20 protein-coding genes are annotated in these 24,063 nt (G+C 55.8%); 15 read left to right on the top strand and 5 right to left on the bottom strand.

The window, feature by feature from the left end; all coding sequences use genetic code 11:
- Nucleotides 1–616 precede the first annotated feature (616 nt).
- Entirely contained in the window at nucleotides 617–784 is a 168-nt protein-coding gene (locus tag P9H32_RS06420) for a hypothetical protein (RefSeq protein ID WP_322608060.1), read from the top strand.
- On the opposite strand, the gene P9H32_RS06415 is transcribed toward P9H32_RS06420, so the two are convergent.
- The gene (locus P9H32_RS06415) at nucleotides 781–1,308 is read right to left on the bottom strand and encodes a DUF2939 domain-containing protein (protein WP_322608059.1); all 528 of its coding nucleotides are present in this window, start codon (nucleotides 1,306–1,308) and stop codon (nucleotides 781–783) included. The genes P9H32_RS06420 and P9H32_RS06415 overlap by 4 nt on opposite strands.
- A gap of 256 nt (nucleotides 1,309–1,564) precedes the next feature.
- Here P9H32_RS06415 and P9H32_RS06410 point away from each other — a divergent pair, with 256 nt between their 5' ends.
- Nucleotides 1,565–2,344: a DUF5995 family protein gene (locus P9H32_RS06410; protein ID WP_322608058.1), complete on the top strand. Its 780-nt coding sequence runs from the start codon at nucleotides 1,565–1,567 to the stop codon at nucleotides 2,342–2,344.
- Nucleotides 2,345–2,619: 275 nt separating this feature from the next.
- Nucleotides 2,620–3,357: a hypothetical protein gene (locus P9H32_RS06405; protein ID WP_322608057.1), complete on the top strand. Its 738-nt coding sequence runs from the start codon at nucleotides 2,620–2,622 to the stop codon at nucleotides 3,355–3,357.
- A 1-nt stretch (nucleotide 3,358) separates the two neighbouring features.
- On the opposite strand, the gene P9H32_RS06400 is transcribed toward P9H32_RS06405, so the two are convergent.
- On the bottom strand, nucleotides 3,359–4,894 hold the full coding sequence (locus P9H32_RS06400) for a YifB family Mg chelatase-like AAA ATPase (RefSeq protein WP_322608056.1): 1,536 nt from the start codon (nucleotides 4,892–4,894) through the stop codon (nucleotides 3,359–3,361).
- A gap of 186 nt (nucleotides 4,895–5,080) precedes the next feature.
- Here P9H32_RS06400 and P9H32_RS06395 point away from each other — a divergent pair, with 186 nt between their 5' ends.
- From P9H32_RS06395 to P9H32_RS06345, 11 genes are all read left to right on the top strand, one after another.
- Complete coding sequence (locus tag P9H32_RS06395) at nucleotides 5,081–7,159, top strand: hypothetical protein (RefSeq protein WP_322608055.1); 2,079 nt, start codon at nucleotides 5,081–5,083, stop codon at nucleotides 7,157–7,159.
- Nucleotides 7,160–7,367: 208 nt separating this feature from the next.
- Nucleotides 7,368–9,083 (top strand): hypothetical protein, encoded by a 1,716-nt coding sequence (locus P9H32_RS06390; protein ID WP_322608054.1) that lies wholly within the window; start codon nucleotides 7,368–7,370, stop codon nucleotides 9,081–9,083.
- 182 nt (nucleotides 9,084–9,265) lie between these two features.
- On the top strand, nucleotides 9,266–11,644 hold the full coding sequence (gene lon / locus P9H32_RS06385; RefSeq protein ID WP_322608053.1) for an endopeptidase La: 2,379 nt from the start codon (nucleotides 9,266–9,268) through the stop codon (nucleotides 11,642–11,644).
- A gap of 76 nt (nucleotides 11,645–11,720) precedes the next feature.
- Nucleotides 11,721–12,386 carry an outer membrane lipoprotein-sorting protein gene (locus P9H32_RS06380; protein WP_322608052.1) on the top strand — a complete coding sequence of 222 codons (666 nt, stop codon included), beginning with the start codon at nucleotides 11,721–11,723 and terminating at the stop codon, nucleotides 12,384–12,386.
- Nucleotides 12,383–12,766: a DUF423 domain-containing protein gene (locus P9H32_RS06375; protein WP_322608051.1), complete on the top strand. Its 384-nt coding sequence runs from the start codon at nucleotides 12,383–12,385 to the stop codon at nucleotides 12,764–12,766. Before P9H32_RS06380 ends, P9H32_RS06375 begins: the two co-directional genes overlap by 4 nt.
- Nucleotides 12,767–13,090: 324 nt before the next feature.
- The gene (locus P9H32_RS06370) at nucleotides 13,091–15,346 is read left to right on the top strand and encodes a nitric-oxide reductase large subunit (protein WP_322608050.1); all 2,256 of its coding nucleotides are present in this window, start codon (nucleotides 13,091–13,093) and stop codon (nucleotides 15,344–15,346) included.
- A 67-nt stretch (nucleotides 15,347–15,413) separates the two neighbouring features.
- Nucleotides 15,414–15,821 carry an RrF2 family transcriptional regulator gene (locus tag P9H32_RS06365; protein WP_322608049.1) on the top strand — a complete coding sequence of 136 codons (408 nt, stop codon included), beginning with the start codon at nucleotides 15,414–15,416 and terminating at the stop codon, nucleotides 15,819–15,821.
- A gap of 26 nt (nucleotides 15,822–15,847) precedes the next feature.
- On the top strand, nucleotides 15,848–16,591 hold the full coding sequence (ric, locus tag P9H32_RS06360) for an iron-sulfur cluster repair di-iron protein (protein WP_322608048.1): 744 nt from the start codon (nucleotides 15,848–15,850) through the stop codon (nucleotides 16,589–16,591).
- Entirely contained in the window at nucleotides 16,588–16,959 is a 372-nt protein-coding gene (locus P9H32_RS06355; protein WP_322608047.1) for a DUF488 domain-containing protein, read from the top strand. The genes ric and P9H32_RS06355 overlap by 4 nt, the downstream gene beginning before the upstream one ends.
- 23 nt (nucleotides 16,960–16,982) lie before the next feature.
- Entirely contained in the window at nucleotides 16,983–17,735 is a 753-nt protein-coding gene (locus tag P9H32_RS06350) for an aspartate/glutamate racemase family protein (RefSeq protein ID WP_322608046.1), read from the top strand.
- Nucleotides 17,736–17,754: 19 nt separating this feature from the next.
- On the top strand, nucleotides 17,755–18,744 hold the full coding sequence (locus P9H32_RS06345) for a methyltransferase domain-containing protein (RefSeq protein ID WP_322608045.1): 990 nt from the start codon (nucleotides 17,755–17,757) through the stop codon (nucleotides 18,742–18,744).
- Between the two features lie 32 nt (nucleotides 18,745–18,776).
- Here the strand turns inward: P9H32_RS06345 and P9H32_RS06340 are convergent, their stop codons facing one another.
- Nucleotides 18,777–20,831 (bottom strand): potassium/proton antiporter, encoded by a 2,055-nt coding sequence (locus tag P9H32_RS06340; protein WP_322608044.1) that lies wholly within the window; start codon nucleotides 20,829–20,831, stop codon nucleotides 18,777–18,779.
- Nucleotides 20,832–21,088: 257 nt separating this feature from the next.
- On the opposite strand from P9H32_RS06340, the gene P9H32_RS06335 reads away from it, so the two are divergent.
- A complete protein-coding gene (locus tag P9H32_RS06335) occupies nucleotides 21,089–21,436 on the top strand; it encodes a DUF1622 domain-containing protein (protein WP_322608043.1) in 348 nt (115 codons plus the stop codon).
- A gap of 85 nt (nucleotides 21,437–21,521) precedes the next feature.
- Here P9H32_RS06335 and P9H32_RS06330 read toward each other — a convergent pair whose 3' ends face one another.
- Nucleotides 21,522–23,189: a mechanosensitive ion channel family protein gene (locus tag P9H32_RS06330; protein ID WP_322608042.1), complete on the bottom strand. Its 1,668-nt coding sequence runs from the start codon at nucleotides 23,187–23,189 to the stop codon at nucleotides 21,522–21,524.
- Nucleotides 23,190–23,374: 185 nt separating this feature from the next.
- Nucleotides 23,375–24,010: a peroxiredoxin gene (locus P9H32_RS06325; protein ID WP_322608041.1), complete on the bottom strand. Its 636-nt coding sequence runs from the start codon at nucleotides 24,008–24,010 to the stop codon at nucleotides 23,375–23,377.
- Nucleotides 24,011–24,063 lie beyond the last annotated feature (53 nt).

Raw genomic sequence — 24,063 nt, 5'->3', positions numbered from 1 at the left:
CTAATCATCCGCCCACTCAGTTGCACGCCCCATACGCACAGTAAAAATAGACATACAGTCTATATGGGTTTAGGTTTAAGTAAAGGAAAGGGGTTAGAGGAGTTTGGAGGTTTTGCGCATAGCGCTCTGGCTTGTCCCGCCCTACCCGTTCCAATCATTGGAAGGCGTAGTATCGTTTCACCTCGTGAAACGAGGAAAACGATCCCCCTGCCGCAGACCAACGCTTTCCCCGCTCCGCGGAGTGAAGCGTTCCTACACTTTAACCGCCCGCCACGTCGGGGACGTGGCCTGCATTTTTCCAATGATTGGAAATTTTGGGTTTGCCGCTTCGCTGCAATCGGTGAAACATTCGCTTCACTCATTATTTCCTCTGGAAATTATGCATCGCATTGCTCGCGCGCACCTGCCTCACTTCGTTTCTCTGCGCTCTCCGTGGTGGTCAAGTTTTGTAGGGAGGGAGCCGCGATCCCGCCGATCCGCACCGTCTTTTTCACCGCTCCGCGATCACGGATCGCAGCTACATAACGATCCCGTCCATCCTGTAAATCCTGTCTAAAAACCTCTGCGGTGAAAACTTATCCACCGTGCGGCGGGTTCGGCGAACCAGCCCTACCCCATGAACCGCCCGTCTTTCCCTTCCGTGTATTTCGTGGTTCACAAAGGAACAGATCTCAGTCCTGTTATTTCGTTATCAAACCCAAAGCTGGTGGTCGAGCGTGCGGTACTGGATGGCTTCGGGAATGTGGTGCAACCGGATGATTTCGGCGACGGCGAGGCCGGCTAATCCCAAACGCCGGAGGGGACGACCATGCCGGTCAGCTTCCAGCCGATCCCGCGGCGTTGAAGGATCAGTTTAAGCACATCTCCTTCGTCGCCGGGTAAAATGATCGCGAACGTATCCCAGGCCTGATACCTCAGCCGGGCATCGGCAAAAACCGTTTCGTGCTCAGCGTCCGGCGATCGTCCCGGAACCTGATACCCGGCATCCGCCTTCCAGCGCATCATTTCAGTCAGGGCGGAGGGCGTGACATACTCATCCACCATCGTATCGATCAGGATGTTGCCGAAACCGGCCCCCACCAAACCCCCGAGCGATCTGTTCTCTTGCGGAATGCCCATCTTTTTCTGCCAGGCGCCCTGCAGCTGCTCTTTGAAATTTTCCCGCAGTGCAGGAAAATCAATCTGCCTCATAAGCGCCTCGTCATTGTCCTCTTCGATGGCGGTTTTGATTTGATGAACCGTGACATAGGGCGATCCGATGAACCAGCCCAGAGCAACCACCACGACCGCATTGAATATTTTTTTCATAACGCCCTCTCCTGTGAGAGCATCTTACGGCAGAGCGTGTATATGTTCCAATCCAATCGCATCTTTCCGTTCGGGAACAGCCCGCGCATCGCCGTTGCGCCAAGTTTTCGGCGGCGTTATAGATCCAGATAAACCGGACTGCTCCGTACTTCACGCCCCATTTGCGCCTTGTCCTGCACAGTTCCCTCCTTAATATGGCGCCTGCTGAATCGCGACCGCAACATCACGCAACGTTTCATGAGGAGAGGAAGACATAATGACGGATCAACGTTTTCTCGATTCAATCGCAACGCCCGCAAAAACGATCGAAGGCGTCATTGATCAACTGACCTTCATCATCGACTGGTCCAAGGAACAAAACTTACGTATCGGCTACTTCGCCGCACTGTACCGTAAAGTTACCATTCATGTTAAACAGGGCATCATCGATGGATTTTTCGATGACGGCCCGCGCATGGAGCGGCTCGATATCATCTTCGCAAATCGATACATACAGGCCTGCCATGCTTCGCTAACCGGGCAAACGCCCACGCAATCGTGGGAACACGCATTTGCTTTATCCTCTCGGTGGCGGCCGATCGTATTGCAGCATCTGCTGATGGGCATGAATGCACACATCAATCTCGACCTCGGCATTGCCGCAGCAGAGACGGTTCCGCCCGAACAGCTGCCCAGCCTCAAATCGGATTTCGGCAGAATCAACGACGTACTGGCCCGCCTCGTCGACCAGGTGCAGAATGAGCTGGCCGAGATCTGGCCGCCTCTCGCCATACTGAGCCGCTTTCTCGGCAGTGTGGACAATGCCATCGTGAATTTCAGCATGGGAAAAGCACGCGATGCGGCCTGGGCCTTTGCCGAAGAGCTGGCTCCACTAACCGTGGAGGCCCGCAGCGAATCCATCGCACACAAGGACGCGAATGTTGCGGAATTTTCCGAGGTCATCCTGCATCCGGGTGTAAAACTATCGATGGTGCTCCTCATGATCCGGCTTGGCGAACGGGGAACAACGCGGGGGCATATCGGCATTCTGGAATGACATCCATTCGGACCGCGCCTGCATTTCAAACCCGCAACTGCCCATCGTGGGTGCGGTATTGAATGGCTTCAGAGATGTGGTGCGACCGGATGATTTCGGCGGTGACGAGCACTGGCATGACTACAGAAATACTGAAATAACAGGACTGACACCTGCCCCCACTATTGCTCCTCTCCAACTTCATACATGAATATTATGATAATAGTTTAACTTCTTTTCTTGTGGACGAAGGCCGATTTGCTAGCGTCTCCCGATCAATCAAGGAGTTGCGGATAATGAAGAAACAAAGAAATGCAATTTTAACGGGGCTGTTGGTTACCGTTTTAGCGGCCGGTCAGAGCATGGGCGGACTCTTGATCGATTATGACGCCTCGGACCTTCCCGACAGCAATACGTTAGCAAACCCGTTTTCCTCCATTGTTTTCGCCGGGACAGGATATTCACTGAATGGGGGCGAGTTGACATTGACGACCGCTCCTTCGGCCGGCATCTGGTTCGGCAATGGAAACTCAATCGGCCACCCGACAAACTGGTCTCTGGCGGACAGTGCCTCCGGCAATTACCTGAAAGTCAGAACAAAACTGGCACCGGGAGCCACCTCGTGGTCCGCCTATCTGGCAGACGGTTCATCGTATGCCGGTTTCACCTTTAATCACTCGACGGTTTCTTATGCCACCGACCTGGCCGGATCCTATAACGACGTTACCAACGCACTGGATATGACCAGCGACTTCCATACGTTTGAGTTTTTGCTGAAGGATGGAAACGTGACCTATCGGCTCGATGAAAGTATCGTACTCTATCACGGAGCGGCCTATGCCTCCTCCGAGGGATCCTTTATGGTAATTGGTGACGGCTCCGGCCCGACTCCCACCGGCACCGGCTCGATGATTATTGATCAGGTGACCTATGAGGCCGGACCGACATTTTCCATCCCGGAACCCTCTACACTTGGACTCGTCGGTTGCTTCGGCAGCGCAGTTTTCCTGATCCGCCGATTTTTCCTGATTTAAATCAAACCCAAAGTTGCCGATCGAGGGTGCGGTACTGAATGGCCTCCGAAATGTGGTTGGGCTGGATGGTTTCGGCGGCGGCGAGGTCGGCGATGGTGCGGGCAACTTTTAAAATCCGGTCATAGGCGCGGGCACTGAAGTTGAGATCGCTCATGGCGGTTTTGAGAATCTGCTCGGCGTCTTCCTCCATTCGACAGACCTGATGCAGGGTTTTGCTGCGCATGTTGGCGTTGCAGTGCGTGCCGGGCTGGTCCTTATATCGCTCCTGCTGAATTTCGCGGGCGGCCACGACGCGTTTCCGAACCTTGGAAGAGGGCTCGCCTTTTCCAAGCTTTGAAAGTTCGTCGTAGGAGATGGCCGGCACTTCAACGTGGATATCGATGCGGTCGAGCAGCGGCCCGGAGATTTTGGATCGGTAGCGCGCGATCTGGGTCGGCGAACAGCGGCACTCGCGTTTCGGATCGGTCTGATAACCGCACGGGCACGGGTTCATAGCGGCGACGAGCATGAAGCGGCAGGGATAGGTCACGCTCGCGGCGGCGCGCGCAATGGTGACTTCGCCGTCTTCGAGCGGCTGGCGCATCACCTCGAGGACACTGCGCTGAAATTCCGGCAGCTCATCGAGAAAGAGCACGCCGTTATGACCAAGGCTCACGGCCCCGGGCATGGGGTTGGTTCCGCCGCCGAGCAGGCCGGCATCGGAAATGGTATGGTGCGGCGAATGGAACGGGCGCGTCGCCACCAGCGCCTGGTGCGATTTCATCGTTCCGGAAATGGAATGAATCTTGGTGGTTTCCAGCGCCTCTTCCAGCGTCATGTTCGGCAGAATGGAGGGAATGCGTTTGGCGAGCATACTCTTTCCGGTGCCCGGCGGACCGATGAGCAGAATATTGTGCGAACCGGCCACGGCTACTTCGAGGGCGCGCTTGGCCGACTCCTGCCCTTTCACATCGGAGAAGTCGTCGTCGTAGCGGCTGTTGGATTCAAAGACGGAGTGAATATCCAGACGATAGGCGTCCAGCTTGATGTCCTGGTTCAGAAAGTCGGCGGCCTCGCGCAGGTTTTTGACCGGAAACACTTTGATGCCGTCGACGACGGCCGCTTCCTCCGCATTTTCCGCCGGAACCATAATGGCTTTGAGCCCGGCTTTTTTAGCCATCAGAGTAAGCGGAAGCACGCCGCGCACTTTCCGCACCGCGCCGCTGAGCGCCAGCTCGCCGACGATTCCAACCCTTGGAAGCAGATCGAGGGACAGATCGTCGAGGGCGGCAATAATGCCCAGCGCAATCGGAAGGTCAAAACTCGGGCCTTCCTTTTTCATATCGGCCGGGGCCAGGTTGATGGTGGTGCGGCCCATCGGCGGGCGGAACCCGGAGTTGATCAATGCCGTCCAGACGCGGTCCGAACTCTCCTTCACGGCGGCGTCGGGAAGCCCGACAATGACCACTTTCGGTTCGCCGTGCCCGGCATTCACCTCGATCTCAACCGGAAAAGCCTCGATTCCCACCACTGCACCTGAATTGATCTGTGAAAGCATTCCAACCTCTTCTTTTATATCTCAACAAAGAGTAAAGCGTTTCAACACTGCCGATCCCAGAAAAAACGAAAGCCCCGCGATTAACACGTATATAATAATCATATTTTTCATATTTCTTGACTTCACAAATTCTCTGGCAGAAGTATCCCTGCAGTAACCGCAGCAATTCAAAAGGGAGAAAAAATTATGACTGCGTACGTCCACCGCAATCCATTCCGGCTGTTCTGCAGCCTCCGCCAAACGGCGGCCTATCTCATTGCCATGTTCTCAGTCGGCAGCGCTTTTGCTGAAATCAGCATGACGTTCAACCTCGACCGCACGGGAGGGTCGCTTTATCCATACATCAATTTTTACGCGGACGGCGGTGAAGAACCGCTGACGTATCACCGGGTCGAATCCCCGAACGGTCTGTTCTATCGCAACACCGGAAGCCTGAATGACTACAGCTACGGCAGCCAAACCTATTCGGATGTGATTGATGAATCTACCGACGGACCATGGACCCTCACCACCAACGTCGGTGATCCCTCCGAGGAAGAATATACGTTCACCGTCAGTATTTCCGGATTGAGTGAAGGAATGTTCGGCGAAACCTCCGTCACCAACCCGGCCGATTATACCTCGGTGTCCACCAATCAGCCGCTCATTGAATGGACCGGCACGTCGCTGTTTCCCGAAATCCACATTCAGGTGCATAACGGGGTACAACCGCCGGAACCCGGAAACTATTACACCGCTCCGGCCCCCTTCAACAGCTGGACCCCGCCGTCTCCGGTGCTGCCCGGCACAAACTATATTTATCTCGCCTACCAGACCAACAGCTTTGCAGGCATCACCTTCACCACGCCGATGACCGGCGGCGGATCTCCACTCACCGGCTGGACTGCATCGGCGGATGTCAGCAGTTATGACTCTACAGCGTTTGTAGCCCCCGGTAGCAACACCTGCTCCGATCCATTTAACCTCGCCGTTGAATGCCCCGGCTTCACTTGGTATACCGACGAATATGAACCCTGGGCCGTTTCCTCTGCGGACTATACTGCGGGCTCCTCTTCGTTGCAGAGCTCGGCCGGTGAATGGGGATATTCTTATCTGGAAGCCATCGTCCAGGGTCCCGCAGTTATCACCTTCGATTGGGCCCTGTTCGGGAGCGATGGCGATTCCTTCGAATTTTACTCGTACGACGACGGAACCTCTTATGATGAGGATTTCTTCTATTACGAGGGCTATGACACCTACGGCTGGGATACCCACACCGTCACCCTCTCCTCCAATGACATCTATTATCTCACCTGGTCCTTCTCCAACGATGATACCAACGCCTTCTATCCGGATTCCGCGTTTCTCGACAACATCCGCTATACGTATACCGGAGACAACAGCAACAGTGTCAGCCACGAAGCGGAATTCGAGATTGAAATTCAGCGGGTCACTTCCGGCACCAACACGCACTACCTGATTTTACCGCGTCTGGACAACGTTAATCCCGCATCCAGCCTCGACGAAGTGGTATCGCCCAACAACCGCTGCTCCGGCACGGAAAACTCATCGTCTTCCATTAATTTTTCCACGCTGCAGGCGGTGATCGACGAATTGCAAGCCGGGCCCTGGACCATCTACTTCGACCGCAACGGGGCCACCTACGAATATGAATTCACCATCACGGTCGATTCACTCACCACCAACGACCTCGCCCCGGTGCTGATTACACAACCGCTGGATGGGTCAACCGGAATTACCGCCTCAACCGCCATGGAATGGACCGGGCCAGCGGGATGGGACTCCACCTTTGCCTACATCCGCAATGTTGAAACCGGGTCAACGGTAACCAGCAGTTCCTTGTCCCCGGCCACCACAAACTGGGTGCCTCCCGCAGTTCTTCCCGAAGCCACAAACAGCGTAGTGATCAGCTATTATAAAAACAGCTTTTCCGGGCTGTCATTCAGCCATCCCTCCAGCGGCTCTCAGACCCTCACAAGCTGGCTCGCCTCCTCCCGCCTCGGCTCACGCGGCCTCTCCGGGTTTGTCGTCGGCGGAGGGATCATCCCCGATCCGGTCACCATCCTCTCCCCGGTCCTCTCCAACGGAAACTTCGGGCTGTCGTTTGTATCGCAGTCCGGCGCAACCCACATCGTGGAATGGACCCCCAGCCTGACCAATACCACGTGGCATTTCGCCACCAATTTCCCCGGCGACGGCATGACCAATCTCGTGAACCTTCCAACCACCAACGCTGCCGCCTTCTTCCGCGTCAACACACAATAAACAAAGCCCCGAATTCAAAGCGCCCCGGCTTCCGCCGGGGCGCACCCCGCAGCTCCCCGACCCGTCGAACTCCTGCCGCATCCCGCTTCTGCGCAAAGAAATAGATGAGTTTCATATACTTATTTTAAGGTGTTTTATTGAGATAAGATCTATACAAGCCCGCGCCCCGCTCCTAAAATTCCGTTAGTTGAAAACAAGGAGCGTACCGATGAAAGCATTTTCATGCCACCCGGTCATCGTCTGCATGACCGCTGCAATTCTCCTGCCGCTGAGCTCCCTCGCCGCCACCAACACGGTGACCACCCTGACCGATGAAGACAACGGCAACCTCAATCCGGCCAACGGGTCGGGCACTTCGCTCCGCGAAGCCATCAACCATTCCGCCTCCGGCGACACCATCGTCTTTGACATCGGCGGAACCAACGACACGATCCAGCTCACCAACACGCTGACCATCGGCAAAAGCCTGACCATTGACGGCACGCTGCCCACCCATGCTCCGGCCGTCGCGGATGCTATGACGACCGGGTATGGAGACGGGTATGCGTACGATGACGAACCCCGCCGCATTCTGCTGGATGCCGGGCATCAGTTCCGGCTCCTCAATATCGATGCCCCCAGCGCGCTCACCGTGCAACTGCGCAACATGATCCTCAGCAAAGGCTATGACCCCGGCCACGGAGCCGCGTTGAATGTCACCTACCTCTCCAGCGTCGTGCTGGACAAAGTCTGGCTCATTTACAACCTGACCGACGGCTACGGCAGCGCGCATGTCGACGGGACGCTGGAACTCAATGGCTGCCGGCTGAAGTATAACGAAGCCTACGGAGGCGGCGGACTGGCCGTCAACTCGAGCGGCAGCGTACGGGTCCGGGATACCCGGTTCAGCAGCAACACCGCGGTTTATGGGGGTGCCGTCATAAATTACGGTCAAACGGAGTTCAGCGGGAGCCGGTTTTCCAGGAACACCGCCTCATTCGGCGGTGGACTGTATTCCGGCTATGGAATCCTCAGCATCAACCGGAGCGCCTTCAGACGGAATGCCGCCCTCTCCAGCGGCGCCCTTCTGGCCGAGTCCACCACCAGCACCATCTCGAACACCACCTTTTCGAGCAATGTGGCGACCAACAGCATCGGTGCGGTCGGATTCTACAATGGAGACAGCCGGATATGCAACAGCACCTTCTCCGGAAACCTCGCTGACCAGAAAATTATCCGCGCTGAATCGGGCGACTTCCATATGAACCACGTCACCGTGGCGAGCAACACCGTTTCATCGGGGCCGGAAATCGAGCACCTGACGGGCACCGCCTCGATCAGCAACAGCGTGATCGACAAGATCGGCGTCCTCGCCGGCACCTTTTCCCTGGGGAACAACCACATCGGCACGGACCATGGGCTCTCCCTGCTGATCCGCTATAACCCCGACCACCGCGTTCACGTTCCCCTGCCCGGCTCCCCGCTGATCGGCAGCGCCGGGTCCTCTTCGCTAACGACGGATCAGCTCGGCACCCAGCGCGCCATGCCTGCCACCATCGGCGCCGTGGATTACGGCACCAACCTGCTCGCCGGCATCTGGTCCAAAGACGTCGACGGCAGCGGCAAACCCTTCGGCCAGGTCTGGTCCACCAGCCCCGATTACCCCGCTGACACCGGCAACTTCCGGCTGGCCGTTTCCACCAACACGATTGTCCGGCTTACCCTCAATCCCGATGCCATCAGCAACGTCAGCTATCGGGTGAACCGCGCGGATAACCTGTCGTCCGAAACATGGAGCGAAGTCGCATCCTACGACGCCTCGATGGGCCTGATGTCCAACCTCATGGTGTATGCCGTCAGCAATCACTTCGAAATCGAATATATCGACGACGTTAACGACGAGGAATATTACAACCTCTCCTTCAAACTGAACCTCGGCCTCTGACACCCCCTGGATTTTGCTGCGGAAGCAAACCTCTGCCTGCGGCGCGGCATACCGCCGCGTCCGCTTCCGGGCCCCGATCCCATGCAGAGCAGCGCCGGATTTTGACCGCCTTTTTTCCAGACATTGGGAGACAGGTGGTTTAGGGTTCCAACCCTTGTTAATATTGAAAGAAGAACCCTTTTATGAGTGCACAGGAAGATCACAACGAAGTTGAAATTGAAATTATACCGGATGCCGAGGTCCCCGACCTCCTGCCGGTGATGCCCCTGAAAAATTTCGTCCTTTTTCCGCAGATGGTCGCCCCGCTGGTGATCACAACGGAAGAGTCAAAAAAACTGGTCACGGAACTCTCCACAAAAACGCCGCATTTTATCACCGCGCTGCAGCGAAAAGATGAGATCGACGAAGCCAACCTGACACAGGACGACATTTATAAAGTCGGTTGTGTGGCGCGCCTGATAAAAACCCTCAAATTTCCGGACGGTTCCACCCACGTGCTGGTAGAAGGTCTGTCACGCTGCGAGATGACGGATTTGCTGACCGAAGAGGAATACCCGACCGCGCACTACACCATGCTCCACGATCAGCTGGAAGATACGCTCGAGGCCCAGGCCCTCGCCCGCAGCGCGTCTGAACAGTTCCAGCAGATCGTCGCCATGTCGCCCAACCTGCCGGATGAACTGAGCGTGGCCATTTTCAATATGGAATCGCCCTCCCAGCTTTCCGATCTGATTGCCACCAATCTGCCGATCCCGCTCAGCGTGCGCCAAAACCTCCTGGCCGAAGCCAGTCCGAACAGACGGCTGAAAAAGCTGATGGAATTTCTGAATCGCGAATTTCAGATCCTGAAGCTCGGCAATAAAATTGAAAACAAGGTCCACGAAACCTTTACCAAAACACAGCGCGAAATCTTTCTGCGCGAACAACTGAAAACCATTCAGAATGAGCTCGGCGAGGATGACCCGCACGCCAGCGAAATCTTCGAACTGGAAAAAAAACTCGACGAAGCCAAACTGCCGCACGATGCCCGCGAAGCCGCCGAGAAAGAGCTGCAGCGTTTGAAAGCGGTACCCCCCGCATCGCCGGAACACGGCGTCATCCGCACCTATCTCGACGTCATGGCCGAACTGCCCTGGAGCAAATCCACAGAAGATCATCTCGACATTCTGGAAGCGCAGAAAATTCTGGATAAAGACCACTACGGACTCGCAAAGGTGAAAGACCGCATTCTGGAATATCTCTCGGTCCTCAAACTCAAAAGCGATATGAAGGGCCCGATCCTCTGCCTCGCCGGGCCCCCGGGCGTTGGAAAAACCTCACTCGGAAAATCCGTTGCCCGTGCACTCGGCCGTGAATTTGTCCGCATGTCGCTCGGCGGCATGCACGACGAAGCCGAAATCCGCGGACACCGCCGCACCTACATCGGCGCCATGCCCGGCCGCATTATTGAAAGCCTGCGCCGTTGCGGCACCAACAATCCGGTTATCATGCTCGACGAAATCGATAAAGTCGGCAGCGATTTCCGCGGCGATCCCGCCTCGGCCCTGCTCGAAGTGCTGGATCCGGAACAGAACTCGACCTTTCAGGATCACTATCTCGATGTACAGTTCGACCTTTCGAAGGTGCTGTTCATCACCACCGCAAATATGCTCGAAACCATTCCCGGTCCCTTGCGCGACCGCATGGAAGTCATTCGCATTTCCGGCTATACCCTGCAGGAAAAAACCGCGATTGCCCGGCGCTACCTCGTGCCCAAGGCGATCAAAGAACACGGCCTCAAACGCGGACAGGTTAAATTTAAACCTGAAGCCCTCGAAACCATTATCAGCGGCTATACCGCCGAGGCCGGGGTGCGGAATCTGGAGCGCCAGATCGCCAACGTCTGCCGTAAAGTGGCGCGCGGTTTTGCCGAAGGGAAAACCCGCCCGGTTGAAGTCACGCCCCGCAAGCTCAAAGGCTTTCTCGGCCCGATTAAAATTGAAAAGGACGTGGCGGAAAACGCCGCCATGCCCGGCGTGGTAACCGGCCTGGCCTGGACCCCGTACGGCGGCGACATTCTTTTCATCGAAGCCACGCAGATGCCCGGCAAAGGCGGCCTGATTCTCACCGGCTCGCTCGGTGATGTGATGAAAGAATCGGCACGCGCTTCGCTGAGTTATCTCAAGGCCAACGCCCGGACCTTTAAAATTGATCCGGCTGTTTTTGCCAAGTCCGACCTGCATATCCATGTACCGGCCGGAGCAACACCGAAAGACGGTCCCTCGGCCGGCGTCGCCATCTCGCTGGCGATTCTGTCCATTCTGACCGACTGCCCGATCCGCCCGGATCTGGCGATGACCGGCGAGATTTCGCTGCGCGGACGTGTCCTTCCGATCGGCGGACTGAAGGAAAAGGTGCTCGCCGCATCGCGCGCCGGAATTAAACACATTATGCTGCCGGAAAAGAATAAGATCGACCTCGCCGAAATTCCGGACGATGTAAAAAAGAAGCTGACATTCAAAACGGTCAAGAATATCGACCAGGCCCTGCGCTATGCGCTGAAGATTTCCGCAACAGAATAAATTAACCACGGAGAACACTGAGATTGCAGAGACTTTCCTCCGTGTACTCCGTGCCCTCTAACGAAGTGGGTGGTACATGAAAAACATACTATTAGCAGGCACATTGCTCGTCTCGACCTTTAGTTTTGCTGCGGAGCAGCCGTCGGCCGATCACATTCTGAGCATGGTGCAGAAAAAGCTGCCGTCGCGGCCGTTGAAACTGACGGGAAAACTGAAGGCCAAAGCCAAAAACGGCTTCACCAAATCCTATCCTGTAACGATGGAACTCGATTGGCATGCAGCCCCCGCAACGGCGCACTATAAAATCGATAAGGAAGAGCTGACCATCACCTGGCAGAACGACCGCCCGAACTACACCTTTTCCGAAGCCGGGCAGCAGCCGACCTCCGAAATCATGGGCACCGGTTTCACCTGGGCCGACCTCAGCTTTTCCGTTCTCTGGTGGCCGAATTCCAGACTCATCGGCGAAGACAAAAAGCTCAACCGCGACACCTACATTATCGATGTTCCAATCCCTGGAAGCGAAAACATCATGCGGCTCTGGGTGGATCAGTACATGGGCATGGTGATGGAAGCGCAGACCCTGGATAAAGCAGAGAAACAGCTGACCCGCCTGAAGATCAAAAGCATCAAGAAGATGGACGGCATGTGGATTGCGAAAGATCTTGAACTTTCGGACAAACAGTCCGGCAGAAAAACAACCCTCCAGATTTCCGACCTCAAATGGATGGATGAAGAATGAATACGATCGCAAAACTCTTTCTCTCTCTCGGTGCCCTCAGCGGCGCAATCAGTGTCATCCTCGGAGCCTTCGGCGCGCACGGTCTGCAGGATAGACTTTCCGAAAAAATGATGAAGGTCTGGCAGACGGGGGTGGAGTATCAGTTTTACCACACCTTTGCCCTGCTCATCGTCGGCCTGCTGGCGCTTAAATTTCAGTCCGGGCTGCTCAGTTCCAGTGGCTGGAGTTTTTTGGTCGGAATGCTTATTTTTTCCGGCAGCCTCTACGCGCTCTCGCTGAGCGGCATCACAAAACTCGGCGCCATCACCCCCATCGGCGGACTCTTCTTTATTGCCGGCTGGGTACTGCTGACCGCTGCTGTACTGAAGGCCGACGGATGAAACCCGCAATCCCGGTTTTCGCTCTCCTGACGCTCACCGGATGCTGCAGTTCTTTCTACACAGAAACCGGATAAAGCGCAGCCATCGCGGCGGCTTATAAGCAATCCGATGAAAAACAACGCGGTATGACGCAGCGGGATTACGAACATTCAGTACGGAAAAATCTACGCAAATCACTGCAGACTAATCCATAATATATTCACCGGCTCGTTCTCCCGGGTTGCGCCTTATCCTAAACATTCAAACTGTATGAATGTTTATATTGACGACCTCTGCATTTTAAATATTCTACACGTATGAATCTTTAAATACAGGAGACGATTCGTGAGTACGAAGAAACATTGGATTGCACTGACCTTATGCCTGACCGTAGCCTTTTCGATACTGGGCTATTTCGGAATTGATATTTACAAAGAGGCCCCGCCGCTGCCGCAGCGGATTGTGAGTGCGTCGGGCGAAGAGCTGTTTACGCTCGACGACCTTCAGCAGGGCCAGCTGGTCTGGCAGTCCACCGGCGGCCAGCAGATGGGCTCGGTCTGGGGTCACGGCGCCTATCAGGCACCGGACTGGTCAGCCGACTGGCTGCATCGGGAAAGTATCGCGCTGCTCAACATCTGGAGTCAGCGTGAATTCGGCGTGGATTTCGAACAGGCGGGAGTCGGCGAACAGGCCGGCCTGCAGGCACGTCTGGAACAGGAGATGCGGCATAACGGATACAATGCGGAAACGGGCTTGCTCACGATTTCCGACGACCGGACCGCCGCCATGCGTGTGGTGGCCGCCCATTATGAATCGCTTTTCAGCGGCGAACCGGAACTGCGGGATCTCCGGGAAGCCTATGCCATGCATGAGCATGCGGTGAAGGAGAAGATTCACCGCAAACAGCTCGCCGGATTTTTCTTCTGGACCAGCTGGGCCTGCGCTGCGGAACGGCCGGGACTCCCGATCAGCTATACCAACAACTGGCCCCATGAACCGCTGGTCGGCAATACCCCCACCGGCGCAAATTTTATGTGGTCCATGATCAGCATTATTTCCCTGCTGGCGGCGGTCGGCGGCCTGGTCTGGTATGAAGCATTCCGCCGCAATGCGGAATACGACGAACTTCCGGCCGTCCCCGCCATCGACCCGTTGAAAAAACTGGTCATCACGCCTTCCATGAAAGCGCTGTGGAAATATGCGCTGGTGATCTTTGTCCTGTTCGGCGTGCAGGTGATGCTCGGTGCGCTGACTGCACACTACACCGTCGAGGGTCAGGAATTTTTCGGGTTTCCGATTGCTGAATTTCTCCCCTATGCCGTATCCCGCACCTGGCACATTCAGACTGCGATGTTCTGGATTGCCACGGCTTTTCTGACGGCCGGCCTTTTTCTCGCCCCGATCATCGGCGGCCGTGAACCGAAATTCCAGCGTCTGGGCGTGAATGTGCTGTTCTTTGCATTGCTGCTGGTGGTGGCGGGATCGCTGGCCGGCGAATGGCTGGGCGTGATGCAGACCATGGAGCTGAAATATAATTTCTGGTTCGGCCACCAGGGCTATGAATATGTAGACCTCGGCCGTTTCTGGCAGATTCTGCTGTTTTCCGGTCTTCTGCTCTGGCTGATTCTGGTGCTGCGCGGGCTGTGGCCGGCGCTGAAGAAAAAGGATGACAACCGTCATATGGTCGCCATCTTTATTTTCGCCGCCACAGCCATCGGCCTCTTCTATGCCTCCGGTTTTTTCTACGGCGCCAAAACCCATATCTCCGTCATGGAATACTGGCGCTGGTGGGTGGTTCATCTGTGGGTGGAAGGCTTCTTCGAAGTCTTCGCCACGATTGCCATTGCCACCATCTTCTGCAAACTCGGGCTGGTGAAAGCCGGCAGCGCCAGCCGTGCGGTCCTCTATTCCAGCTGCATCTTTCTGATCGGCGGAATTCCGGGCACGTTCCACCATCTCTATTTTTCCGGCACGCCCTTCTCCGTAGTGGCCATCGGCGCCATGTTCTCGGCGCTGGAGGTGGTTCCGCTGCTGTTGATCGGCCTGGAAGCGCGGGAAACCAGCAAACATATTGAAAGTGCCGAATGGATGCAGCGTTACAAATGGCCGCTGACCTTCTTCATGGGCGTCGCCTTCTGGAACTTTGTGGGGGCCGGCGTATTCGGATTCCTCATCAATCCCCCGATTGCGCTCTATTACATGCAGGGGCTCAACACCACGCCGGTTCATGCGCACGCCGCCCTGTTCGGGGTCTACGGCCTGCTGAGTCTCGGGCTGGTCCTGCTCGTCATCCGCTGCATTCAGCCCGACCGGGTCTGGAATGACCGCGTGCTGAAACTGGCCTACTGGGGCATGAACGGCGGACTTGCACTGATGATTGCGCTGAGCCTGCTGCCTATCGGCATTGCTCAGACCGTCGCCAGCGTCGATGTCGGCCTCTGGTATGCGCGCAGTGCCGACTTTCTCCAGCAGGGCTGGGTGCAGAACCTGCGCTGGCTGCGGATGATCGGCGATGTGGTCTTCCTCGGCGGCGTCGGCTTCCTGCTGTTCTTCGGAGCCGGGCTGCTGCGAAAGCCCCAAACCGCCGGGGAAAAGAATTAATCTGCCGAAGGCCGGCTGATATATTCACCGGGCGGCGGGCATTCCCGCCGCCAACGGAGAATGAACGATGCAACTGAAACAGAATACCGATTATGCTTTGAGAATCCTGATGTATGTCGCGCGCAGCAAAGAACCGCAGGTTTCCTCGCGGGAGATCAGCGAAGCCTATGACATATCCTACAGCCATACGGTCAAGATTGTGAATAAGCTGGGCAAACTGGGATACCTCACGCTCAGGCGCGGCCGGTACGGCGGCGGCATCTCGATGGGGGCCGAACCGGCTTCCATTAATCTTGCCACAGTGGTCCGGCAGTTCGAAACCAACTTCGACATGGTTGAATGTTTCAACGCGGATACCAACACCTGCGTACTCGATGGCCGCTGTAAACTGAAGAAAGCCCTGCAGGTAGCCACCGAGGCCTTTCTGGATTCACTGAAAGAAACCACGCTGGCCGATCTGATCGGGCGGAAATAATCAGAATACCGTTAACCCGGAGAATAATGATGAACCGAATATCCGTTGAACCGAACCTCACCGTGGGCGACCTGGTCGTCCAATACCCGCAGCTTCGCCAGACTCTGGAACAACTGGGGCTGGACTATTGCTGCGGCGGAAAGAAAACGCTGCTCGAAGCCGCGGAATCCGCCGGGCGTTCCTGGGCAGACGTGGAAAAAACACTGCATGAAACGCTGCTGCAGCAGCCGACAACAGACAGTACCGACTGGAACAACGTGGCGCTCTCCCGGCTGATCGATCACATCGTCGATACCCATCACGCCTTCACAAAAGAACAGCTGCCCCGCCTCGATGGACTGCTGGAAAAAGTACAGATTGCCCACGGAGAACACCATGGTGAAATGCTCGGAAAACTCAGCCGGGCCTTTACCGCCGTCCGCGCCGAGCTCGAGGCCCACCTGATGAAAGAGGAACAGATTCTGTTTCCACTGATTAAAGCCACCGAAGCCTTTATCAACGGCAATGCCGCACAACCCATGTCCCATTGCGGCAGTGTGGCCAACCCCATCCGCCAGATGGAAATCGAGCACGACGATGCAGGGAATGAACTGGCAGTCATGCGGAAACTGACCGGAGACTACACCCTCCCGGATGGAGCCTGCCCGACCTTTGCGGCATTGTACGACGGGCTCGCCGCGCTGGAGGATGATCTCCATCAGCACATTCACCTGGAAAACAATATCCTTTTTCCAAAGGCGGTAAAACAGGAGGCCCAGGCCAACGCATGAACTCCCGGCCCGAACGGATTCTGATTAAGCGGATCTATGACCCGCCCGCCGCGTCAGACGGATGGCGGGTGCTGGTGGACCGGCTCTGGCCGCGGGGAGTCGCAAAAGAAAATGCCGAAATCGATGAATGGGCCAAAGAGCTCTCCCCCAGTCCGGAACTGCGAAAATGGTATAGCCATGACCCGGAAAAATGGCCGGTATTCAGCCGGCTTTATCGAAATGAACTGAAAACAAAAAGCGAACAGCTGACGCACCTGATTGAACGCTGCCCGAAACGAACACTCACCCTGCTGTACGCGGCAAAAGATACCGCACACGGTCATGCCCAGGTGTTGCAGAACGAGCTGAAGAACATCTGTCACACCTAACCCTGAACGGAAAAGGAGACCTCATGAAACGGATCGGCTTAATCGGCGGACTGAGCCCGGAATCAACGGTTCACTATTATCAGATTCTCTGCCGGGAATATAACCGCCGGACCGGCGGACTGAACTTTCCGGAAATCACCCTCGAAAGTCTGAACCTGCAGGAACTCGTTACCCGGTTTGAAAAAAATGACTGGGACGGCGTGGCAACCATTCTGCTCACCGCCCTCCAACGGCTGGAAAAAGCCGGTGCCGGATTTGCCTCCATTCTGGCCAATACCCCGCATAATGCCTATGACCGGATTCGCGACAAATCCCCGCTGCCCATTCTGACCATTATGGATGCAACGGCCGCCGCACTGAAAAAGGATCAACGCACCAAAGTGGCCCTGCTCGGGACCAAACCCACGATGGAATTCGGCTTCTTTCAGAAAACGTTCGCTGAAGCCGGCATTGAAACGCTGATTCCCGAAAACAGCCAACGCACCGAGCTCGACCGCATCGTCTGGGAAGAGCTGTCGCACGGGATCACTGAAGAAACTTCCCGAAAAGCCATGAAAACCATGATTACCGATTTACAGAAACAGGGCGTCGAAGCGGTTATTCTCGGCTGCACCGAACTGAGCCTGCTGATCGGAGAATCCGACTCCCCGCTGCCGCTCTATGACACCACCCGGATTCATGCCGAAGCCATCCTGAAGTTTGCGCTGCAGGAAAATGAAACGCGCAACGAATCCTTCAGTCCGGTGTGCTACATGGAAGAATTTTCTAACGAATAAAACAGCCGGACAGAACAACATGAAGCTCGAAGCCGCCAACACCATTCTCTACTGCAAACACTGGCCCGAAACCGTTGCGTTCTATCGCCATCAAATCGGCCTGCAAGAAAAGGGTTCCACCGACTGGATGGTGGAATTTTTCCTGACACCGACCGCCTGTCTAAGCGTGGCCGACGCAAGCCGAACCAGCATTCTTCCAAACCTTGGAAAAGGAATCACCCTCACTTTCAAGGTTTTCGACCTGCATGCGGTTTGGCAACAACTCAAAGACCGGAATATTGCCGTTGATCCGATCCGCAACTGCACCATGGGCGGGGAAGCCTTTTTTCTGCGAGACCCCGAAGGCAACCGCCTGGAATTCTGGGCTGATTCACCCTGGAGTGATCCGGAGATGGTGGCCCGGCTTTCTTCCACACCGCCGAATTCCGTATTGATGCGCTTTGCCGAAAAGGAACTTCAATGCAAAACCGGAAACCGGCTCCTCGACATCGGCTGCGGCGCGGGCTGCAACGCCGTTCCTCTGGCGAAGGCGGGCTGGACCGTGCTCGGGCTCGACTTTTCAGAATCCATGCTCGCAGCGGCGCGGCGGCGGGCCGACGACGGCGGCCTGACGGAACAGCTGCAGCTTGAACCCGCCCCGATGGACCGGTTGCCGGTCGAAGATGAAGGCTTCGATTTTATCGTCGCGCACGGCGTCTGGAACCTGGCCCGATCAGCAGCAGAATTCCGCACGGCCGTCCGCGAAGCCGCCCGTTCCGCCAAATCCGGCGCGCCCCTTTTTATCTACACCTTTTCACGAAGTACGCTTCCGCCGGAAGCCGAACCGATCAAAGGCGAACCGTTTATCTTCACCGGACTCTCCGGAAAACCGGCCTGCTTCCTGACGGAAGAACAACTGATCAGGGAACTGGCTGAGGCCGGCTTTGTTCAGGAAACGCCCGTCACCGAATACGGCGCAACCCCCGGCGGAAAACCCGCCATTCTTGAGGGCATTTTCCGGCGTCAGTAAAAGCCGGTAAAAAGAACCGTCATCCGAAGGCATCAGTCGAGCGTGCATTCCATGACGAAATCGTCCATCAGGAATCCGGAGCCGATATCTTTCTTTACCTCATCGGTAACCTCAAAACCCTTCCGCCGGTACCACTCAACGGCCGGGGTGTTGTTTCGGTTGACCGTCAAACAGATTGCATCTGCACCGGATTCCTTCGCACGAGCTTTACTGTATTCGAGAAAGATTCCGCCAAGACCCGATCCGCGGCATGGACCTTTAACGTATATCTTGCTGATCATCAGTTTTCCATCGACATAGTTCGGGATCAGACTCAGATATCCCACCGGATCATCACCGTGCAGAGCCAGATAGTATTCATAGCCGGAGTCTATCTGGGACTCGAGCGCCTCAATACTTTGAAACTGCTCCAGCATGTAATCCACCTGTTCCTGACCGATTATTTCCGGAAAATGCTCATTCCAGATTTCCGCAGCCAACGAGGCCAGCACATCAACCTGCTGACGGTTTGTGACCCGTTCAATCCTGATGTCCATGAGACATTCTCCGGATACCGCCTTAAGCATCTCCTCTGCGGCGGATGCCCCGTCATCACCGGCATGCTGATCCGGGAGCTCTTCCTTTTCAACTGAAGCTTCCTCCGCAACCGCATCCAGCAGAACCGAGCGTATCGCCTCCTCTTCGCTGGCATGGGCCAGTACGGTCACCTGATCTCCACCGTGCAGATGAGTCGATCCCTTGGGAGCGATCAGCAGTTTTCCCCGCGTAATCAAAGTGATCACCGCTCCGGCGGGAAGCTGAAGTTCGGCAATGGTTTTACCGATCACATCCTGCGGATCGGGAAGATCCACGACAATCAAATCGAAATCGCTTTTGCTCATGGTGACGAGTTCCAGATTGAACAAAGGCTTGGGCCGCATCGGACAGGTCAGCTTCAACCATTTTGCCAGCACCCCCAGTGTGCTTCCCTGCACCGCAATAGACAGGAGGACCGCAAAGAAAACCATGTTGAAAATATCCTGACCGACGGCGAGCCCCGCAGCGGCGGGATAGGTGGCGAGCACGATCGGAACCGATCCGCGCAGCCCGGCCCAGGCGATAAACGTCTTATCCTTCCATCCCAGGCGCATGCCGATTGTTCCGATCAAAACCGCCAGCGGACGGGAGATAAACGTCAGCACCGCAAAAACAATAATGCCCTGCATCCAGATGTTCGCCCATTGGTGCGGAAACACCTGCAGCCCCAGCATAACGAACATGGCGATGTTGGCCACAGTGGAGAGCGCCGCTGAAAAATTGGTCACCCCCTGTTTATGAACAAAGGGCCGGTTCCCCATCACATAGCCGGCAACAAAAACCGCGAGCATGCCGCTCGCCTGCAGCGCATCCGCAATCCCGTAGGTCAGCAGGATCATACCCAGCGAAAGGACATAATAATGCCCGCGGTCCTGAGGGCTCAGACGATTAAACAGCCACAGACCTGCGCGCCCGATCGCCCACCCCACCAGCGGTGCCGCCGAAAATTTCCAGATGAATTGAACCACGGTCATCGGCAGAGCCGTGTCGGACGAAGTCAGCATGCCCAAAACGGCGGCCGTGAGCAGCACGGCCATCGGGTCGTTGGCCCCGCTTTCAATTTCCGTGATTGAAGAGAGCTTTTTCGGAAGTGATTGCCGGCGGAGAATCGAAAAAATAGCCGCCGCATCGGTGGAGGAGATAATGACGGAAAGCAGAATCGACTGCTCAAACGGCCATTCGAGCAGGTAGCGTAAGACGCCGAAGGTGGTGGCCGCCGTCAGAATAACGCCCCATGTAGCCAGCCCTCCCGCCGGAAGTGCCACCGCCTGGAAGTCCGATTTACGGGTCGAAAAGCCGCCATGAAAGAGGATGAATACCAACGCCAGGTTTGCAATCTGCTTCGTCAGGCTGATGTCGTCGAAGTACCAGAGATTGAGCACATCGCTGCCGCAGAGAATTCCGGCGCAAAGCGCAATCAGGATGACCGGAACACTCCAGCGGTCCAGCCACACGGCGGCCAGAACCACTCCGATCAGAATCAACGATCCTATTAAATACACCGAATCCATGGTTTCCTTTTCATTTCCTGATATTTTTATTGGACGATGCCCCTCGGACAGCGCCAACGGCGTGTAAGCGTTGTATGAATTCCCGAAAAGGGAATCTATCTTATTCTGTTTGTTTTACGCTGAAAACCGGATTCTCCCTGTAATGGATCTGCAACATCGGCATGATTCCTCACATAGCACGCCTCGTTGCAGTCCGGTGCCGGGAAGTGATACGCTCAGACTGCTTTGGAAGTTGAAAAAACATAAGGAGTATAGCGATGCATAATTTTGTTAACATTCTGGCCCAATATGCGGCGTACTTTCTGGAAATCGTTTCCATCGTTATTATTCTGATCGGCAGCCTGCGGGCGCTCGTGCCCTATATCGGCCGTTGCCTTTTTTCCAAAGAGTGTCTCCGGGAATTTTCGGCGACACGGCTTCGACTCGGCCATTCGCTGTCGCTGGGATTGGAATTTCTGATCGGCGCCGATATCCTCAAAAGCGCAGTCTCGCCGTCGTGGCAGAACCTCGGCCTGCTAGCGGCCATCGTCACCATCCGCTCCGTCATTAACTTTCTGCTGATCTGGGAATTGAAAAAGGTGGATGGCGACAAAACGGAACTGTAACCTCCATCAGGGTTGATTGAAATAGGAGTGAGCATGGTTTGTTGCGGACCGGATACCGGATTGCTTTATTCGCGCGGATTTCCGTTCAGCGCATTCTGTCGGACAAAGTCGATGACGTGTTGTCCTTCAGCGGATTTTCTTCTGTTTCCGTTTTGAAAATGAGGACGCGCCGTGCGTATGGGATTTCGATACCTTGGCCGTCGAAGGCTTCTTTGATCAGTTTGCGTAAATCACGGGCGACCTGCTGATGGCAACCCGGTTTGACGCGAGTGATCGTCCGCAGCAGCAGCTCCGATTCCCCGAAGTTTTGCAGGCCAAGCACTTTCATATCCTCGAGCACATCCTGATTCACTTCACGGATCTTCCGCCCGACTTCCGCGAGCACCGTGTAGGCGAGGTCGAGATCGGTATCGTAGGCCACGCCCACCTCCACCTCGGCAAAGGTGTAGCGTTTGGAGAAGTTGATGATGTCGCCGATCTGTCCGTTGCGCAGGATATGCTGCTGCCCCCCGGGATCGCGCAGCCGGGTGGTGCGGATATCGATCGATTCAACCACCCCGCGGCCCTGCCCAGTCTCGATATAGTCACCGACCAGATAGAGGCTTTCGAAAAGGATGAAGAGGCCCGAAACTAAATCGTTGATCAGCGGCTGGGCGCCCAGTCCAATAACGATACCGATGATTCCGGCCCCGGCCAGCAGCGGGGCTGGATTGAAGTTCATCGCATTAAGGGCCAGCAGGATGGCGGTAAAATAAACCACATACTTCATGGCGCTCTTCATCAGCGGGATGAGAGTCAGGCGTTGCTTTCGCTCTTTCTCGGTCAGGTTTTTCTGCTCCTGCTGGAAACGATCGATCAAAATGTTTCCGATCTCGATGATGACCCGGCTGATGAAGAAAATGCCAATGACTTTCGTCAGCCGTGGACCTATGACGGCGAAGCGCTCGATGAAACTCAGCTGGAGGATAACCAGCGTTGCTACCGTGACGTAGATGACATATTCAAGGCAGCGCCGGAAGAGAGGAATCAGGATACTGAGCTTTTCGTAGTGGCGCAGCCAATTGTCGGGGCTGGAGTATTTCTTGCTCAACGCATCGAGGCTGTCGACAATGGCCGCGACGGCCTTGACAACCAGCAGGCCGATGGTGAAAAAAAGATAGATATACAGCGCGGCGAGCAAATAGGCCGCCACTGGTCCCGGTAACGAAAGCAGTGCAGCCGCGGCGATGACCACGAGAAATTTTATGCAGTTCGAAAGGATGGCGGTCAGCGATGAGAAGAACACTTCGATGCTTTCATCGTTGGCGCGGATTCCCTCAAAGGCCTTTGCTTTGCCCATAAGGCTGTTTAACAGGCGTACCAGCATATTGATCACCATCCGACCCGCAATCACGAGTCCGATGACTTTGGCCAGACTCAAGGCCAGCTTCAGCCAAAAGTCGGGGGGGATCGCGTTAATCCACTCCGTGGTCTGAACGTAGGGATCGGTTCGCTGGAAGACCAGATACCCGTTCAGTCCCAGCGCACCCAGGCAGAGTCCCAGACAGGCGGAAATCAACACGTACCGGATCCGCCGACGGAGGCCTGCAAGGCGTTCCGGATGATCTCGCATGGCCGGAATCAAACCGATGCGGCCCAGGATCAGGCGTGTCATTAAACCCAGCAGCAGCCCCCCAACGATGATACCGACAAGCTCGCCGCTCACTAAAACAAACATCCGCGTCAGACTCTCTACGCCCTCAAATTGGACCATGACCCCTCCTCGTCCCGCTGTTGAACCGCGGATACAATACCGCGCTAAAAGGTTGATGGGAAGGGGCATCCCTCTTTTTTACGATTATCAGTCTTGCGCTCGACGTGATGTTGCGCGGAACGCGCTTCGCGAATGAGGAGAGTTTCCCCCGCATGGCGCTCCCCTCGGCGATGGTCCGCAACCGCCTACTGGAAGGTCTGTAAGGCCGCCAGCTTTCCGAGGACACGATCGGCATGCCCCTGCGGCATGACTTCCGGCATGTAGTGGCGAATGACGCCCGCCGGGTCGATGATCATCGTGGTACGGATGATCCGGCCGTAGCTCAAGCTTCCGAATGAACTGACCACCCACGCGCCGTACTGTTCCATCACTGTGTGGTCCGGATCGCTCAACAGCAACAGTTTGAGTTCGTGCTGGGCGATAAAGTCGCAATGCGACTGAGATGAATCCTCGCTGACTCCCAGCACCTCAGCATTCATTTCATGAAAGCGGGGCAGCAGGGCCGTAAAATCCTTGGCTTCCAGGGTACACCCAGTAGTTCCGTCCTTCGGGTAGAAATAGAGCACCACCCATTTTCCCCGAAACTGGCGGAGAGTCACTGGACGCTGGTTTTGGTCCGGCAGCGTGAAGTCGGGGGCTGTTTTTCCGATCACTGGCGAGATTTCCGCCGCCGCGTCCTCGATCTCCTGCTGTTCGAGTTTGACGTTGATATCCAGCGTCATGTGAACGGGCTCCACCTTGATCGGCTGCATCTTCATGTTGAAACAGCCCGTGAGTGACAATAGAGCGACGGTCAGAACGATAAACAATCCAAATTTCATGACGCACCTCATTTCATTCCCAAGCTAGCACCGCCTCGCTGACGATTCAATCG

The organism is Pontiella agarivorans (assembly GCF_034531395.1).
GTDB classification, from domain to species: Bacteria; Verrucomicrobiota; Kiritimatiellia; order Kiritimatiellales; family Pontiellaceae; genus Pontiella; species Pontiella agarivorans.
The sequence above is the reverse complement of the archived record's forward strand: the minus strand, read 5'-3'. Positions and strand labels throughout refer to the sequence as shown.